Raw genomic sequence first — 17,030 nt, forward strand, 5'->3', positions numbered from 1 at the left:
CTAAAAATTATCTCTATTCTTTTTAAACCAGCTTCTGTATTGATTCAGCAGACCTTTCAATCCCACAGCCCAGTAATTAACCATACCGTAACCATCTGCCTCTTTGCTAGACATGTAGTTAGCATTTAAAATCTCTCTGGTATCAATATCAAACCATACGAAATAGGCCGACGGATGTTTGGTGTGCTTATTAAAACATTCTGCAATAATTACGAAGCCCAGTCCTTCCTCTTGTTTTAAATCATAACATTGCACAATGGCCTGAACAGAATCTCTTGGTAGTACATGTTTGGAATCCACAACCAAATTATCCTTATCAAGACCTGGAATTAAACCCAAGGTGTATTCAAAATCGAAATGAAACTCCTTTTTAAATGAGCTTTCATAATATTCTTTTTCTCTGGTACTTTTTTCGACCCATTGAGGCATCCATTCTTTCACCAGATAAGGCTGATCTAAATACTTAGGATCGGCGAGTTTAAAATGGCTAAAATCAATGCCATAAAAGGTGACGGAATTATTATCAAAAACGGATTGAGCTTTTAGACAATTGGTAAAGCCGACCACAAGAAAAAGAAACACAACTAAAGACTGTTTATACATAATTATTAACATTTAAAATATCAATCTTAAGCACTAGACCTCTAAATCAAAAATTTATTGAAGATTAGTTGCTTATCCATGGAAATAAAAAAAGCCAGTCTCACGACTGGCTAATAACTTTAAACCATTATTTCAATCTAACTTAAAGATAGATTTGAAACCCTATGTTCATTGAAAGGTTGGATCTTTTATATTCTTCTATATAATAAACAAAGCTCGTCTCCTCTTTGTCAAGATTGTATTTAGAATATGAAAGCAAAATCTCCACTGCTATATTATCCTTGAAAAAGTATGAAAGCCCCCCTCCCACATTCAAATCAGTGATATTATATTTGATATCATCATATGGATCCAATATTTCATCGTCTGGATCTATGGGCGCATAGTTTTCAGTGTTTATTTTCACCTTACCCTTTCCTGCAAGGAACTTTACATAAGGGAAAAATTTAAACTTTGAATTTCCAAAATAATATCTGATTTCAGGGCCAGCCACTAAGTACTTATCCAAAATTTTAGCACCCAGCTCTCTATATATATAATTATCTGATATTGAGATTCCAGTCATTAACTTATCTACAAAAAAATAGCCAACGTTGGGATTAACCTGTACTTCCAGTTCCTTCCTGTATTCATCAGGGTCATATGCTCCCGAGACATTGCCTCCTACCATCCAACTACCTTTTTCAGTCTGAGCATTAGCTAGATTAAAGCAATGGACTGAAATAATTATGAGTATAAACGCCTTTAAATTCATTTTTTGATAAGCTTATAGAAAAATTTGAAACCCAAAATTTAATGAGATTTGTTTTTGACCTCTACTGTACCCATTCTCAGTCAGATTTTTATGGTAAGCAAGAATAGCATCTATGCTTACATGATCATTTAAAAAAAAGCTACAGCCTACTCCCAAATCCAGATGGCTATAAGAGTATTGCTCCCGGTTCTCATCTTGCCCGGTATAGCTTATAAGCACAAAATCTTCCGCAGGTCCTACCACTAAAGATTCGTGTAGGTAGCCTGCTTCGGCAAATACAGAAAATTTATTTTCATTGAAATAGAATCGAGCCAAAGGACCAATGGCTAAGGTCGAAAACTGCCTAGCATCTGCAGAGCCTCTATCATACACCGTGGCTCCAAGTGATCCTTGTAGCCCAAGGGCCAATCTATTCACCAGGAAGTAGGCGACCGTTGGATTTATGGCAGTCTTAGAATACTTAACTCCATCACTTTTACCGAAATCAAAAGTAGCATCTCCACCTACCATAAAATTTCCCTTCTGAATCTGAGCATAGCCACTTTGAACGGTCATTACACTAACCATAAGCACTGCTATGAGTAACGCTTTTTTCATTATTTTCTAAAAATTTTTTATTAAACCAGCGCGAATCTAATATTATCATTTAAACTATAACAGGAAAAAATAAAAAAAGCCAGTCTCTCAACTGGCTTTTAAACTACATGCACAAAACAAAATTAAAAGTCTGCATCATCACCACCATAGCCATCGCCACCGCGTTCTTCACGGTTAGGTTTGTTTCTCTGGTTTAAGCGGTAGGTGAAAGAGAGCAAAATTTGGCGAGCTCTCCATTGAAACTCAGACTCTTCATAAAAATTATTACCGAAGGTCTCTCCTCTCCACTTTCGTGAATTGAGAATGTCTCTTACGTTAAGGGTTATGGTTCCTTTTTTATCTAATATCTCCTTGCTAAGTCCCATATCTATGGTATAAAAGGCCTTTCTTTTACTCTGCGGGCTAGTCTGCGGCGCACTGTACCTACCACTTAGCTGGTAATCAAAGGCATTGAATAAAGTCATTTTAGAAGTTACTCTGGCGGACATGGTATAGGTATCACTAGAAAGGTCCTGCTCACCATATTGGCCCTCAGTCATCTGACGATAGAAGTTAACGTTACCGTTCAGCTTCCACCACTCACCAATGTCTTGAGATACAGTGAATTCCACACCATATGAATCTCTATAGCTCAGGTTTTGTGGGATAGCAAAAAGCACCGTATCACCATTCACTACATCTTGATACCTGATGCGGTCTATCACATCTGTGGTATGTCTATAATATACACTTGAGAATACAGAACCAGCATTCCAGTTTTTCAAATAGCCTAACTCAAAGGAGTTGGTATATTCTGGATTCAGATCAGGATTACCTGCTCTAATACTTCTTGGGTCAGTGTAATTACTAAACGGATTCAGGTTCCAGAAATTTGGTCTATCTAGTCTGCGGCTATAGCTGGCCTGCACTGAGTTTTCATTCCCCAACTCATAAGTAACATGAGCACTTGGGAAAAAGCCTATGTAGTTCTTATCTGTTTTTTCTCCGGTGGTCACCAGCTCAGTAGTGATGTCTGTAAGCTCTGATCTTAAGCCTAATTGAAAAGAAAAATCGCTCCATTTATTACCATAAATGGCATAAGCAGCATAGATATTTTCTTCGTATTTGAAGTTATTAGAAAAACCAGGCAGCTGCTCAAAAACACCTTCATTGTTCCTCTCCTCAACAATATAATTGTTATCTATTCTTCTCAGGTTTCCTCTAAGCCCCGCTTCAATCTTCCCTTGCTTGGAGAAAGGGTAAACATAATCAGTCTGTAAAAGCAAATTCTTTTCTGACTCTTCATTGAGCGACTGCTGAAACAAGTTAGGCGTGAAATTTTCATTGGCACCAGGTCTTGCTCCTTGTTTTTGCTCAGAATCTTCCACTTCGTCACTTTCTCTATACTGAACATCAGCCGTTAACTTATGTCCTTCTTTAGCGAAATCATGGGTGAAGTTAAGAGCGTATTCCATATTTTCTTCGTCCTCTGCCTCATCATCCGTTCTTAACGAATCAGCAATTAACATACGATTGCGGTCATAATTTCTATAGATCAGCTCGGTCTCATTATCTTCATCAGATATTCTATAAAGACCCGACAAGGTGAGGATACTCTTCTCACTCAGGTAAAAATCTGATCCTACTCTAAAATTATGTGAAATACCTCCTCTGGTTCTATCTCTGTCTGTTCTACGGCTAGTGGTGTAACCATCATTATAAAACTCCTGATTAGAATAACCAGATCCTGGGCTGTTGCGATAGTTTGTACCATAATTCGCAAACATGTTGAGCCATTTCTTTCTATAATTAACATTAAAAGAAAGCCCATAATTAGCAGGGTAACCCAAATTGGCCGTAAATGAACCGTTTACTCCTTCGTTAGAATCTTTCTTTAGGATGATATTGATAATACCAGCATTTCCTTCTGCCTGATACCTTGCAGATGGGTTAGTAACCACCTCAATTCTCTCGATTAAGTTACCCTGAAGCTGTCTCAAAGCATCGGTACTACTGATACCAATAAGGCCTGAAGGCTTTCCATTGACCAAAATCTTCACATTGGAGCTACCTCTTAGACTCACATTTCCATCTATATCAACATTAACAGAAGGTACATTATCCAAAATATCAGCTGCGTTAGCACCTATGTTACTTAAATCCTGTCCTACGTTAAAAACTCTCTTATCCAGCTCCATTACCATTTGGCTTTTCTGAGCCGTAACTACTACTTCCTTTAAAGTTTCAGTATCTGGACTAAGTGTGATGTTTCCAAGGTCTACTACCTTGTTGTCTGAATTTACTTCTGCTCTGAAGTATTTGGCTTTATAAGAAATGAATTCTGTTTTAACGATATATTTTCCCTTGGCCACCTCAATAGAGAATACGCCATTCATGTCAGTAACACCTCCTGTAACCAGGGCACTATCTACCGCAGCCAAAATACTTACAGAAGCATACTCTAATCCCTTGCCCGTCTCTGCATCTACCAGTTTTCCTTTAATAGTAAAAGGCTTAGCCGGCGATGGTGAATTTTCTGCCTTTAAGGTGACAGCACCCAATAATAAAAAAATAGATATTAGTAATCTCATAAAAACATTGTTATCAACTGAGGTGTAAAGCTACACCTATGGTCTGATCTAAATTTGATTAAAATTTGAAGAAAATCTGAAGTTTTAATTAAGTGCGATTTCTTCGTGTAAAAGGTTGAAAATTAGTGTAAGCGCACACCAATAGAACAGTAAGAACTAACACATGTTTAAGTTAAAATTTCACACTTACTATGTGTTCGCCATCTTTAAACTCATAAAGAAGACCCAGCTGGTTCACCTCACATATTTTATGAACTATAGCCAAGCCCAGACCGATACTCTCTCTACTCTGATTGTTTTTTCTAAAACGCTCAAACATAGCTTCCGGTGGGGAAAGCAATGGCTCACCTGTATTCACAATGGTGAGTTTTCTATTAGTAAGCTTAATTTTTAAATAGCCATTTTCATAATTATGCCTTATAGCATTTTGAAACAGGTTATTGACCAAAATGGCAGCTAAAACAGGATCAATAGATATCTTCACCCCTTCATCTATCATGGCTGATGACTCGATGGACTTCAATTCCATTAATTCTTTAAAGTCAAAAAGTAATTGATTAAGCAGATCACTGAGGTCTACTTCTTCAATATTTTCAAATTCCTTGTTTTCTATCTTAGTAAGCAGAGACAGTGCGCTGCTCAATTTAGAAAGGCGCTGGATGGAACTTTGAGCTGAATAAACCAATACAACCTGCTCATCAGTAAGGTTTTCTGATTCCATCAAGAGCTCCAGCTTGCCGTTAGCAATGGCCAGTGGAGTTTGCATTTCATGCGAGGCGTTTTCTGAAAATTCCTTTAAAGCCTGATAATCCTTTCTACTCTTATCTGTCATTTCAGAAAGGAACATATTAAGGTTATCGAACTCCTTAGTACCCGATTTCTCATAGGCAATAGGCTTATTACCTTTGATGTTAAAACCCTTAATTTTCTGAAGGGTAAGATTGAAAGGCTTAAAAATATAGTATGAAGCCACCGCACTGAGCACCAACACCACCACTGTCAATAATAAAAACACTTTTATGAGTGATTCCTGAACGCCATCGGCAATATCATCTTCTTCAACGATAAGGTCATAAATGGAAATTTTGTAAAAACCATCTCCCACTTTCCTTATCACATCCAGCTTAATGTGCGGTTCTAAGCGCTGCAAAGTAGAATGCATAACTATGGTATCAGAGAAGGCTATTTCGGACTCTTTCACTTCTCCTTCTAAGGGAATGATGGTAATTTTATCATGTGAAAAGGTCTTCTTCAGGTTTTTCCTTACTATAAACCGCTCCGCCCACGTCAAACGATCTTTCAAAAACCGCTGCTGTTCAAAGTCTATCTCTCTTTTTATCACCTGATAAGTAATGGCAGACCCCAGCAGGAACACCAAAAGCGATATAAATAAGTAAAGAAGGGTAATCTTGTAAATCAGTCTCACTATGCCTTGGCGTTAAATTTATATCCTGAGCCGTACATGGTTTGGATATAATCCTTCCCACCGGCTTTGGTGATCTTCTTTCTTAAGTTCTTAATGTGCTGATACACAAAATCAAATGAGTCTACAGAATCCATGTAGTCACCCCAGAGGTGCTCAGCGATACTCTGCTTGGTAAGCACTCTGTTTTTATTTACTAACATGTAAAGTAGCATTTCATATTCCTTTCTGGTAAGATCAAGGTAGTCTTCATTTACCTTCACCTCCATGGTGTCCGTATTGATGGAAATCTCATTAAAAACCATATCATGAGAACCTGACAGGTTTCTTCTTCGGAAGATGGCTTTCACCCTGGCGTTGAGCTCAGAAAGGTGAAATGGCTTAGCCAGATAGTCATCTGCGCCCAGATCGAGGCCATTGATTTTATCATCCAGCGCATTTTTTGCTGAAAGGATGAGTACCCCCATGTCGGCATCTTCTCTTTTAATGTATCGAAGTATATCTAACCCGTTACCGTCGGGTAGCATGAGATCTAGCAAAACCATATCATAGTTATAACCTGCAAGTTTATCTATGGCTGTTCTGTAATCAGGAGCCCACTCGCACACGTAGCCTTCTTTGCTCAGATAAGCGGTAATATTCTGAGCCAATTCCTTCTGATCTTCAACAATTAAAATCTTCATAAAGGCCTAAAGTTATTGATAGTTTTTGAAGATAATTTGAAGTTAAGGCATTGCACAAAAAAAGAGGCCGATTTCCATTTGGAAGATCGGCCTTTGAGTTTATTTTTTATTCGTACTTCAGTGTATCTGCCGGGTTAGTAAAGGCAGACCTTACACCATGATAGCTCACCGTTAGCAAGGCCACCAGCACCCCCAGAAGCATGCTTAGCCCAAAGAGTTCCCAGCCCATATCAATGGCATAATGAAAGTCTGACAACCAATTAGTCATAACATACCATGCCACAGGAGCTGCGAGACCAAAAGCTATGATAGCCAACCAGATATATTGCCTATTTAGTAAAATGAATATATTCAGCACCTCAGCACCAAACACTTTTCTTATACCAATCTCCTTGGTTCTGTTCAGCGCATTGATGCCAGACAGACCAAACAAGCCCAAACAAGAGATAAGGATAGCAAAGCCCGTGGCCAGCCCCATGATCTTCATCCATCTTTGTGATGCCCCATACTGATTAGCCAGATCCTGATCCATAAAAGTATAATCAAAAGGTTTTCCAGGCACTACTTCTCTCCAACGGTCTTCAATTTTTGCAATAGTGGCAGGCATATCCTGCGTATTCACCTTAACGAGTGCTGTAGTTAAGTATCCTTCTTTGAGGCTAATAAACATTGGCCTTACATCACTTCTCAACGAGACATTCATGAAGTTCTTCATTACACCCACTACTTGCTCTCCCCTGCTGGCACTGTCCTCATTGTAGTTGAGATATTGAGATAGTGGATTTTCCCAACCTAAATCTTTTACAAGTGCCTCATTCACAATCACGGCATTAGAATCAGAAGCCAGATTAGGATCAAAATTTCTACCTTCTACTAATTCAATATCTAACAATGAAATGAAATTAGGATCTACTGTATACAGCATGGCTGATTTTTGATGGCCTTCATAGGTGAATCCGCGCATGTTCCAACCATGGCCAAAAGAGGTGCTTGTACCTGCCACTGAAACTACCTCTGGCTCTGCCTCCAGCGCTGTCCTTAATCTTTCCACCATTTTATTGCTTTCCACGCTATACCCCATATGCATGTTAGCCACTAGCACCTGCTCTTTATCAAAGCCTAAATCTTTGGTAGTAACATACTCCATCTGCTTATACATAATCACAGAACTGATCATCAAAAAGGCTGAAAGCGCGAATTGAAGCACCACCAAAGGTTTGGTAAAAGACGCCTTTAGCTTAGAAGTAAAGCCTCCTTTGAGTACATGAGAGGTTTTAAAGGAAGATAGAAACAAAGAAGGGTAGCTGCCGGCCAAAAAGCCTATGAATAAAGTTAACAACATTACCACACCTACAAGCTCAAACCAATTGATGGAAGTAAGCTCTATATTTCGATTGGTAAAGTCATTGAAATAGGGCAAAAAGAGCACCATGAGTAGCATACCTAGGATCATGGAGATAAAAGCTAATGTGATAGACTCAAACGTAAACTGACTTACCAGCTGATTCTTTTGAGCACCAATTGCTTTTCTCACCCCAACTTCCTTTTTTCTGGCTGCGGAAGTTGTAAGCGCCAAAGCCACGTAGTTAATACAGGCAATAATCATGATAAGCAGTGCGATACCGCCAAGAATAAGAGCATACTGCGGATCACTACTATTAGCCCAATGAATTTTAGTATCTAAGTGGATATCCAGTATATTCTGAGCATCATAAGACACCATGACTACATCTTCAGGAACATTATATTCCTCTCTATCCAGCTCCAGATCTTCGCCCATGTACTTATCTATCACCGCGTCAAACTTACCTTTCAGAACAGCTGCATCGGCCCCTTCTCTCAGCTGGATAAATAACGGCGTGCTGTAACTATTCCAGCTGGTCATGTTCCTATCATACCACATTCTATTCTCCTGAGAAATAAGAACGCCGTACTCTAAGCTGGAATTAGAAGGAGATTCGGAAATAACTCCTGACACCGTAAAAATCTCATTCTTACCGTCATAATCCAGCTCCAATGTTTTACCTAAAGGATTTTCATCCTGAAAATACTTTTCAGCCACTTCGGGCGTAAGAATGATATCATGCTTGTCATCCAGCAATTTGTTTATATTACCAGACACAAGAGGGAAAGAGAACATGGTGAAGAAGTCTTTATCTACATAAGTGATCCTTTCTGTAAATATCTTATCGCCATGTTTCAAAATGGCTTCACCTCCACCATTAAAACGAGTCATTTTCTCTATTTCAGGAATCTCTTCCAAAAGCACCGGCCCCAGACCTAACTGCAAATACACAGAAGTTTGATAGCCAGGCTCATAATTCCACAAATCATAACTGGTCTCTGATATTCTATATAATCGATCTTTATTTTCATGAAACTGGTCGAAGCTACGCTCATGACTGATATACAGGTAGATAAGTACACAAAAGGCTATTGCTATACTTAGACCAAAGGCATTGATAAAAGAGTAGAGTTTCCTTTTCATAATGCTCCGGAAGGCAATTTTGAAGTAGTTACTAAACATAATGGTGTTGATTATTTTGAGTTTGAAATTGTTTCTAAACAATATTCCCGGCCTGAAAAACAGCAGCACGTTCCACACAAATCTCCACCTGGCACTTTTCAATCCCTTCTCCTCTACCTCCTCGTCAAATTGCTCTAAAAGATCTCCTAATATGGCTTCGCTGAGTTGCTCTGGGCAAAACCATTCCAAAAAGCGAACACACCATTGGGGAGGTTGAGGCTGATGTTTCATAAACCAAATTTTAGTTGAGGTAAAAGGCTCCAGAGCTCCATTCGCTGTTCGCGTAATTCATGAAGCAGACTAAGACCCGCATTAGATATTGTAAATATCCTTTTTCGTCTGCCTCCCCTGGTAGCGGTGGCACCGCCCATACCTGATGTTACTAAGCCCTTATCCTCCAGCCTGTAGAGCGTAACGTGTACAGCACTAAGATTTACCTTTCGGTTTAGGCGCTCTTTAATTTCCTCTACAATGGCGTTACCATAAGCCTCTTCTCCTAAAATACCCACTATGGTAAGTACCAGCTCTTCGAATTCTCCTAAGTATGTTTTACCCATTTCTATATATTTTGTAAAACAAATATAGACAATACAAATTCATTTCTATACAATTTGTAAAACTAATGTTTTATGAAGATAGAATACACAAAATGGTAATGCAAGCCAGACTATACCGCTTGTTATAATAATGTAGTGAACTGTAGCAGAGAGGTAATGAGAATTGTGGATTGTGTAGAAAAAGTAAAGCCTACCGGGTGGGATGAACGTGGTCACCCGATAGGCAGCAACACCTCATGAAGGGTTACTATTACTATTTGCACTATTTATGGCTTACTATATAATGCCCTCTTTTTACGTATTGAATATATATAATTAATCACCGGCAGCTGCCTTCTTTTAAGCATAAATCGTATCACAGTTATTCTGGAATAATCATAAAACAACACCAATAGCAGGAATAAACACACAATGTAAAACACATTATACCCTACGGTATTATAAGTATATCCTGCGGCAATACCACCAGTAAGGTATGATAGCATAATGGCCATTTGAATCTTAGCCTTAGCTACCAGTGCTTTCTTTTTTCTAAATTCCTTCTTAGTGAACATAGATAAAAGCATACCTAAATCTGTAGTGAGGCCGGTAAGGTGCGTTGTTTTTACAGCAGAGTTTGAAATACTAGCGGTCAACCCGTTTTGCAATCCCATAGCAAACAACATCAGCCCTACCAACACCTCTGTTTCAACCAGTGTTTCCTGGTAATAAAACTGGATATAACTACCTGTTATAACCAAACAAACAATCTCCAGCAAGACAGGTATACCATGAGTGAGATATGGATTCTTCTTAGTGTAGTTTATGATTACCAAATTGGAAACAAAACCACCAAAACAGAATGACATCACCCAGGTGGCGACTACACCTGCCTGATACCAATTGCCCTTACTTATTTCTTCTGCCAATACCGCGTAATGGCCCGTAACATTGGAGGTAAAAGCAAAGAATATGATCACTGAGATAACATTCACCATACCGGCTGAAAATGCTGTGAGTGCTCCCAGTCTTAAATTATCACCTAAAGTTCTGCTACTGCTATACCTCCTTAACATAACACGCTTATAATTAAGATCTTACAAAGGTCATTTTCACTATTCCTCTTACCTGAAGGTCAGTATTGAAGTGAATCTCCATAAGATTATCTCCTAGTTTTTGAATCTGATAATGCTCGGCCTTATCATCTTTCCCAATGAGCTTCAGAATATGCCCTCTGCCTTTAATTTTCCAGGTTAGCTCACTAAGAAGCTGGTTGTTTCTATAGAGCTCCAGCGTACCGTCTTTACTGAAACTCCAGGTTTCAGCTTCATGTATGGAAAGACCTTCGGATATTTCCAGCTTTTGTTTTTCATTAATACTCCAGGCTCCATCGCTCTTTTGAACATCAGTATCCATTTTTTCATATTCCCATGATACCTCTCTCCACATGCCTTGCAGCTTATGCTCATTACTTCTGTCCATAGACATCATGCCTATAACCACAGTGGCCAGTGCTGTAAATATGAATGTATATATCAACCAGATTCTTAAGCTGCCCATCATCTTATTTTGAAAAGAAAACTGCACTTAGTTGATGATTATGAGATGCCTTACCGAAGGTCATTTCTCCTGGCGGCACCCAGGTAGTAGTTACTTTGGATCGCTTAATAAACGGATACAAATCGAAGCTATCCTTGTGATACGGATGGAAAGTCACAGATTCCTGTGCATAAATCTCATCTATAGCATTCCCTTCCAAATAATTATTAAATGCCCTTTGATTCACTCCCGAAAAACTATCGACAGTCATATTTACCAACTGTGTTGAGTAGGTGTTTTCAATGAACTTACGAGCATTCTTAAAATCCCGAGTAGTCATAGCCGTCAGCCTCTTAGTGGGATGATCGAAAAGTAATTCCGAAATGGAAATAGATCTGGACAAGCCATGAAGTAATATTATTTTTAAATGCTCATTCTGATTTTTATTTAAAGCCTCAATAGCGAGATTTAGTGATCTTACGCTAAAGTCGGTCGGTATTAATACTGTTTTAGTCATCATAACAGAATAATTAATGATTATGTGACCAAATTATAACCTACCTATTAGAATGATATAAGGAACTGATTAAGATGAGATTAAAATTTACTCATCAGCAATAATTAATTGAACATAGACAGTAGTACCCTCACCTAATTCGGACCTCACCTCCAAATCTCCCTGATGCATCTTGATGATATTTCTGGCCAATGGCAGACCTATACCATACCCCTCATGGTAGCCGGTGTTAGATGCTCTGAAGTAAGGGTCGTAAATAAACTGAAGTTCTTCCTCAGGAATGCCAATACCATGATCACTGATAATCACTGAAATACGCTGATCTGCCACACCAACAGCTACATACACCGTATGATCAGTAGAATATTTGCAGCCATTAAGCACAATATTTGAAAGTGCCAGGTGTAATAATTGCTCGTTGGCCTGGGTATTGAGAAGGGTTGGATTCTCCGGCAGCAAGCTGAAATCAAAGATGATTTTATTATTCGCATCCATCTCCTCCGCTGTTTTCTTCACTTCCATTAGCAGCTGATCTATCCGCACGAGGCTTTCTTTCTGTATTTTGCCATTATATCCTGTTCGAGCAAGATAAAGGAGTGCATTGGTCTTCCGCTCTAACTTTTCGGCCTCACAAAGCACTGTTTTCAAAGCCTGGACATATTCTTCGTTGGTCCTTTCCAGACTTAGAGTAACTTCAGTTCGGCCGATAATGGCTGTTAATGGCGTGTTAAGCTCATGAGAGGCATTGCTGATGAAGTTTTTCTGTGTCTCAAAAGAGGTCTCCAGGCGGTTGAGCATATCATTGAAAGTATTCGTAAGGTCACTGATGGTATCTCCATCATTACCCGCAGGCTCCAGCCGTAAATGCAAACTCTGCAAACTGATATCCTTTACTTTATTGATAATATCCGTAATGGGCTTAATGATTCGTTTTGAAAAAGAAATGGATATGAAAAATATAATCACAAAGGCTATAATGAGAGAAGTGATCAGCAGGTTACGAAGGTATATGATGTGGTGGGTAATGAAATAATTCTCTGCGGACGCAATGACCAAATACTTAATATGATCGGTATTTTCATAAATGGTTCCGTAGTAAAACCTTTTGTTATTGTTATAATGCGCAATGCTATCCTTTACAATTTCTTCTATAAAGTGTGATTCATAACCACTTAAAGCGGTATCCAAATGAAAATCATGCAGATCAGATAGCTTTACCAGGTCGATTTTCTCATTAGGAAGCTGCTCGAGATATTCATAGCGAAGTTCACGGATCACATTAGTGTGATTCTCATTCTCTACGCGGTATTTAGCAGTAGTAATTGCTCTGATCTCCAGTCTTTTATAAAAATCAGTGAAGGCGTAGTTAGAAATGGAATAATAAATAAATCCACTAAAAATCAGGGTGTAACTGAGGAAGATGAGTAATAGCAGATAGATGATCTTGTTTTGAATCTTCATGACTCTTCTTTTAATACATAACCCATGCCTATCACCGTGTGAATCAATCTCTTAGGATTAACTTTCTCCAGCTTCTTCCTTAAGTAATTGACGTATACATCCACTACGTTGGTTCCCAGATCGAACTGTACTCCCCAAACTTCCTCCAGCATATCTACTCTGGAAAGTACCCGTTTGGCATTCTTGATGAACATGAACAAAAGCCTATATTCGGTGGATGTGAGAGACACCTCTACTCCACCCCTTTTCACTGTTTTGGTCTGATCATCCAGCACCAAATCTGAAAAGGTAAAGACATCTTCTTTATCGGAGGTGGTTTGAACCGGGCTTCTTCTGAGCAATGTTCGGACGCGCGCCAATAACTCAATGAATTTAAAAGGCTTTTTGAGATAGTCATCCGCACCTGAATCCAGACCTAGCACCACATTTTCAGTGCTGCCCAAAGCGGTTAAAAACAAAATGGGCGTTTGCCTCACCTCCCGCACAGCTTTACATATTTCTATACCATTAATCCCGGGCAGCATAATATCTAATATGATCAGGTCATACTCGTGGGTAATGGCCATTTGCTTGCCCTGTAATCCTTCCATGGCCACGCTAACATCGTAGCCCTGCTCGGCCAGGCCTTTATTAATGAAGGCACAAACCTCACTATCATCTTCTACCAACAGAATCTTTGCCATGCTATTTAAAATTGAATTCCCAGGAACAATACTTTACGATATTACGCGCTAAGTGATTAAACTACATTAAAATGGCATTAGAAAATAGGCATTACAAGGAAAAAAGGCTTCTAATCATTTTTAGCAATTGAATCACTAACGGAATATCCTTCTGCTGCCTCTTTCACCTCCAGGCGAATATGTGCGGTACCGCTCTCCATCATGCCCAGCTTTTTAGCTGCCCTTCTGGAAAGGTCTAGTATTCTGTTTTTTGAATATGGTCCACGATCATTTACCTCTACCATTACGGTGCTATCATTATCCAGATTCGTGACTTGCAGAATAGTACCCAAAGGCAATTGATTATGCGCTGCGGTTAGACTGTCCTTAGTATAAGCATCACCACTGGCCGTGGGTCTGCCTTCCAGCATTCGCGCATAGTATGAGGCGACTCCCTCCTGAGTGTATGGCTCGGGCTGCGGTTTAGTAGGTTTATCAGAAGTACAGGCTGTGATGATTAGGAGAAGGATAGGTATGGTTCTTTTCATGGGTGAGATGTTTATTGCTTTAACAAACAATCCTGAAAAACTTCCTTTATTTTAATTGATTTTGAAGTTCTGTGTTACCTGAGCTTGGATTTTGCCACTAGATTCCAATTGATTTCATTTTCCTTGACCTTTTTCACATACCTTTTGTAAGTATCAAAACCATTATCCTTAAACCTGATATAGGCCGACCCAATCTTGAGATTTTTAGGATCAGAATCTGATTGAAACAAAAAAACCCCATTCACAAAATGCATATTACAATCGCCAACTTTTTTCATTAATGCTTCCATCCCCTTTTCTTTACTTAAGGCAACTAAAAGAGTGTTGTCACATTGATTTAACAACTTTTTGTAAAAATACTTATGAACTATCTCTTTAATTCTATATTGGATGTCATTAGAGCAAAAAGCAGTATCTGGCAGATCGTTTAACCATTGAGCGGTTTCTAAAACTTCCAGATCATTCTTTCTTTCGCCTTTGGAATAAGTTTCATTTACTACAAACAATAATCCTTTCTCAGTCTCAGAGTTATAAAAATCAATATATCTCCTTTCTAAAGCATCAACCTTTGTTTGCTGTTCATGAGATATATCTTCCACACAGCTCATGCAGGTAAGAAAAATAATGACGACCAGAAAATTCAAATATAGCCTCATACTAATGCCCTCTAATTCTCAATATGGGAAAGATCCATAGTCACAGTATCAAAATCAGTCATCGCTTTAAGGCTTTGAGGTAGTGGCCCTTCTAAACTAAATTCTCCTGAAGGACTTAACGGCACCAACTCTCCATTAACTTCTAATGCCTGTATTGGATAAAACTCAGCTACTTCCAATGTATCATTGTTATAATAGATAATGGTCTCATCCATATATGGCTTTAGTATCTCTGCCAATTCTTGAGCCACACTGTCAATCATTTTTTGCCTCAATTGCAGTTCCAGAATCAAGAGATCATTTGGTGATTCAGTTTGCCAAGTTACATCTGCAAACCACCCTGATACTTTAAGTTCTTGAAGATCAGACAATTCGACATTTTCAATAACACCACCATCATTTCTTTGCTGTTTAAATGTGGTATCTACCACCGTTTCTATTGAATGATAAGAATTTATTAATTGGGTTGCCTTCTGGTAGAGCTGAACTTCCTGGGGCCTATCACCCCTTTTTATCATTTCACCATAAAGTGCTGAATAAGGTCTCTCTACCTTCTCTATATTATACTCTTTCTGTGCACTTCTAATCTGCAAATATTTATTTACCAAGACTGGGTCGGCTTTTTGCTGGCATCCTAACAATGTCCCAATAAAAAATAAGGTTATGATTAATCTAATTTTCATACAAAGACTCTTTAGCAATCAATTTCCATGACGCGCAATTATTATCAAGATTTCTTTCTAACCATTTTAATTCATCTCCATTTTTATTTCTAAACTTTACTCCAGCAATACCAATTTTTAATATTTCTCCACTTGCTGTGGTCTGAAACAGACTTAGGTAACCCCGGTAAAATCCACAAAATGAGCCCATCTGTTCTGCGCAACTGGCAAGGAACCTCTCCCTCACTGATGATTTCAGCAATTCATCATCACAATTATTCCTCAATGAATCTGAGAGACTTTTACCTATAGCTTCACTCAACTGCCGCCCCAATGCACATATAACAGTATCTTTCATATCAATAAAACTTTCAGCCTCTTTTAAAACCTTCATATCTGCCTTTCTTTGACCTTTGCCATAAACTTCAATCCCAGTTCCGAACAAATATTCCTCAGCCTTCTCATTATAAAACTGCACATACCTGTTTTCCAAAGCATCAAGCGACTCCTGCTGCTGCTCAGAAACATTCTCGGTGCAGCCCATGGCTGCGATGAATAAGATTAGGAACAGGGATATTCTCATCACAACTTCCTCTTATTCTCCACCGTAATTTTAGAACCTTCGGCCAGCATCACTGACTGCGGTTCTAAATCACATAGCAAGCCGAATTCATCTCCATATAGTGCCGGGAAGTTTACGTCTATTCTGTAATCCTGTACGGAATAGGCCTGCCATCTGGGGTGCGTCACTTCATATTCGAAGGTGGTATTCGCTTTTGCTTGTGTATAACCCCAATAATGCTCGGTAATAAACTCTGTTTCAGAACCTTCAGGTATTTCACTGGCTTTTAAATCAGCCTTTACAGTGAAAATATTCTCCTCCTTTTGATACTTCCAGGCATAGGTCACTTCCCTGTGATCTTCATGTTCCACCCATTTATGGCTCATAGGTAGGGTTTGATAGTGCTCTTGGTACACGGTGTTGGCGACAAAAGTAAGCATGGGCTTAGGTACCAGCTCTTTAATAAAAACCACTCCCCTTCGCCATTCTCCATTATATTTGCTTCGCACATAAAACCTGAGGTTAACCTCTTCAAAATTGATATGAAATGGAATAGGTAGCCCAAGCAATTTCGTATTCTTAAACATAAACCCCACTAAACTCACGTAGCAGGTGTTATTCCACAGGTCCAGCTCAGTGCCATGTGGCACATGTTTCTTTAATATATCTGGGTCTATTGCATAATTGGCCAGTGCCAGTTTTCTCCATTCAGCTTTTAAAAAACTCATAT

Annotated in this window: 18 protein-coding genes; all 18 read right to left on the reverse strand. The window is 38.9% G+C overall.

Annotation, left to right across the window (positions count from 1 at the left end; all coding sequences use genetic code 11):
- Positions 1–603, reverse strand: a complete 603-nt coding sequence (locus LVD16_RS20030; protein ID WP_233770070.1) for a hypothetical protein — start codon at positions 601–603, stop codon at positions 1–3.
- A 142-nt stretch (positions 604–745) separates the two neighbouring features.
- Positions 746–1,357 carry an outer membrane beta-barrel protein gene (locus LVD16_RS20035; RefSeq protein WP_233770071.1) on the reverse strand — a complete coding sequence of 204 codons (612 nt, stop codon included), beginning with the start codon at positions 1,355–1,357 and terminating at the stop codon, positions 746–748.
- A 12-nt stretch (positions 1,358–1,369) separates the two neighbouring features.
- Complete coding sequence (locus LVD16_RS20040; RefSeq protein WP_233770072.1) at positions 1,370–1,954, reverse strand: outer membrane beta-barrel protein; 585 nt, start codon at positions 1,952–1,954, stop codon at positions 1,370–1,372.
- Between the two features lie 122 nt (positions 1,955–2,076).
- Positions 2,077–4,524 carry a TonB-dependent receptor gene (locus LVD16_RS20045; protein WP_233770073.1) on the reverse strand — a complete coding sequence of 816 codons (2,448 nt, stop codon included), beginning with the start codon at positions 4,522–4,524 and terminating at the stop codon, positions 2,077–2,079.
- Positions 4,525–4,696: 172 nt separating this feature from the next.
- The gene (locus LVD16_RS20050; RefSeq protein ID WP_233770074.1) at positions 4,697–5,950 is read right to left on the reverse strand and encodes a sensor histidine kinase; all 1,254 of its coding nucleotides are present in this window, start codon (positions 5,948–5,950) and stop codon (positions 4,697–4,699) included.
- Positions 5,950–6,630 (reverse strand): response regulator transcription factor, encoded by a 681-nt coding sequence (locus tag LVD16_RS20055; RefSeq protein WP_233770075.1) that lies wholly within the window; start codon positions 6,628–6,630, stop codon positions 5,950–5,952. Before LVD16_RS20055 ends, LVD16_RS20050 begins: the two co-directional genes overlap by 1 nt.
- 106 nt (positions 6,631–6,736) lie before the next feature.
- Complete coding sequence (locus tag LVD16_RS20060) at positions 6,737–9,388, reverse strand: ABC transporter permease (protein ID WP_233770076.1); 2,652 nt, start codon at positions 9,386–9,388, stop codon at positions 6,737–6,739.
- Complete coding sequence (locus LVD16_RS20065) at positions 9,385–9,714, reverse strand: PadR family transcriptional regulator (RefSeq protein ID WP_233770077.1); 330 nt, start codon at positions 9,712–9,714, stop codon at positions 9,385–9,387. Before LVD16_RS20065 ends, LVD16_RS20060 begins: the two co-directional genes overlap by 4 nt.
- A 266-nt stretch (positions 9,715–9,980) precedes the next feature.
- Entirely contained in the window at positions 9,981–10,769 is a 789-nt protein-coding gene (locus LVD16_RS20070; RefSeq protein WP_233770078.1) for a YoaK family protein, read from the reverse strand.
- A 13-nt stretch (positions 10,770–10,782) separates the two neighbouring features.
- Entirely contained in the window at positions 10,783–11,280 is a 498-nt protein-coding gene (locus tag LVD16_RS20075) for a hypothetical protein (RefSeq protein ID WP_233770079.1), read from the reverse strand.
- Positions 11,258–11,752, reverse strand: coding sequence for a hypothetical protein (locus LVD16_RS20080; RefSeq protein ID WP_233770080.1), 495 nt, complete (start codon positions 11,750–11,752; stop codon positions 11,258–11,260). The genes LVD16_RS20075 and LVD16_RS20080 overlap by 23 nt, the downstream gene beginning before the upstream one ends.
- Before the next feature lie 84 nt (positions 11,753–11,836).
- A complete protein-coding gene (locus LVD16_RS20085; RefSeq protein WP_233770081.1) occupies positions 11,837–13,210 on the reverse strand; it encodes a sensor histidine kinase in 1,374 nt (457 codons plus the stop codon).
- A complete protein-coding gene (locus LVD16_RS20090) occupies positions 13,207–13,893 on the reverse strand; it encodes a response regulator transcription factor (RefSeq protein ID WP_233770082.1) in 687 nt (228 codons plus the stop codon). The genes LVD16_RS20085 and LVD16_RS20090 overlap by 4 nt, the downstream gene beginning before the upstream one ends.
- Positions 13,894–14,003: 110 nt before the next feature.
- Positions 14,004–14,420 (reverse strand): septal ring lytic transglycosylase RlpA family protein, encoded by a 417-nt coding sequence (locus LVD16_RS20095; protein WP_233770083.1) that lies wholly within the window; start codon positions 14,418–14,420, stop codon positions 14,004–14,006.
- Positions 14,421–14,494: 74 nt separating this feature from the next.
- Positions 14,495–15,028, reverse strand: a complete 534-nt coding sequence (locus LVD16_RS20100; RefSeq protein ID WP_233770084.1) for a hypothetical protein — start codon at positions 15,026–15,028, stop codon at positions 14,495–14,497.
- A gap of 59 nt (positions 15,029–15,087) precedes the next feature.
- Positions 15,088–15,759, reverse strand: coding sequence for a hypothetical protein (locus LVD16_RS20105; RefSeq protein WP_233770085.1), 672 nt, complete (start codon positions 15,757–15,759; stop codon positions 15,088–15,090).
- Positions 15,749–16,321 (reverse strand): hypothetical protein, encoded by a 573-nt coding sequence (locus tag LVD16_RS20110; protein WP_233770086.1) that lies wholly within the window; start codon positions 16,319–16,321, stop codon positions 15,749–15,751. The genes LVD16_RS20105 and LVD16_RS20110 overlap by 11 nt, the downstream gene beginning before the upstream one ends.
- Positions 16,321–17,028 (reverse strand): YqjF family protein, encoded by a 708-nt coding sequence (locus LVD16_RS20115; protein ID WP_233770087.1) that lies wholly within the window; start codon positions 17,026–17,028, stop codon positions 16,321–16,323. The genes LVD16_RS20110 and LVD16_RS20115 overlap by 1 nt, the downstream gene beginning before the upstream one ends.
- Between the last annotated feature and the right edge of the window lie 2 nt (positions 17,029–17,030).

The sequence above is a fragment of the Fulvivirga ligni genome, from assembly GCF_021389935.1.
Classification (GTDB): Bacteria; Bacteroidota; Bacteroidia; order Cytophagales; family Cyclobacteriaceae; genus Fulvivirga; species Fulvivirga ligni.

Coding starts and splice junctions, on each gene's coding strand:
- LVD16_RS20030 (WP_233770070.1), bottom strand. CDS start 603: ATGTATAAACAGTCTTTAGTTGTGTTTCTTTTTCTTGTGGTCGGCTTT.
- LVD16_RS20035 (WP_233770071.1), bottom strand. CDS start 1,357: ATGAATTTAAAGGCGTTTATACTCATAATTATTTCAGTCCATTGCTTT.
- LVD16_RS20040 (WP_233770072.1), bottom strand. CDS start 1,954: ATGAAAAAAGCGTTACTCATAGCAGTGCTTATGGTTAGTGTAATGACC.
- LVD16_RS20045 (WP_233770073.1), bottom strand. CDS start 4,524: ATGAGATTACTAATATCTATTTTTTTATTATTGGGTGCTGTCACCTTA.
- LVD16_RS20055 (WP_233770075.1), bottom strand. CDS start 6,630: ATGAAGATTTTAATTGTTGAAGATCAGAAGGAATTGGCTCAGAATATT.
- LVD16_RS20060 (WP_233770076.1), bottom strand. CDS start 9,388: ATGAAACATCAGCCTCAACCTCCCCAATGGTGTGTTCGCTTTTTGGAA.
- LVD16_RS20065 (WP_233770077.1), bottom strand. CDS start 9,714: ATGGGTAAAACATACTTAGGAGAATTCGAAGAGCTGGTACTTACCATA.
- LVD16_RS20070 (WP_233770078.1), bottom strand. CDS start 10,769: ATGTTAAGGAGGTATAGCAGTAGCAGAACTTTAGGTGATAATTTAAGA.
- LVD16_RS20080 (WP_233770080.1), bottom strand. CDS start 11,752: ATGATGACTAAAACAGTATTAATACCGACCGACTTTAGCGTAAGATCA.
- LVD16_RS20085 (WP_233770081.1), bottom strand. CDS start 13,210: ATGAAGATTCAAAACAAGATCATCTATCTGCTATTACTCATCTTCCTC.
- LVD16_RS20090 (WP_233770082.1), bottom strand. CDS start 13,893: ATGGCAAAGATTCTGTTGGTAGAAGATGATAGTGAGGTTTGTGCCTTC.
- LVD16_RS20095 (WP_233770083.1), bottom strand. CDS start 14,420: ATGAAAAGAACCATACCTATCCTTCTCCTAATCATCACAGCCTGTACT.
- LVD16_RS20100 (WP_233770084.1), bottom strand. CDS start 15,028: ATGAGCTGTGTGGAAGATATATCTCATGAACAGCAAACAAAGGTTGAT.
- LVD16_RS20105 (WP_233770085.1), bottom strand. CDS start 15,759: ATGAAAATTAGATTAATCATAACCTTATTTTTTATTGGGACATTGTTA.
- LVD16_RS20110 (WP_233770086.1), bottom strand. CDS start 16,321: ATGAGAATATCCCTGTTCCTAATCTTATTCATCGCAGCCATGGGCTGC.
- LVD16_RS20115 (WP_233770087.1), bottom strand. CDS start 17,028: ATGAGTTTTTTAAAAGCTGAATGGAGAAAACTGGCACTGGCCAATTAT.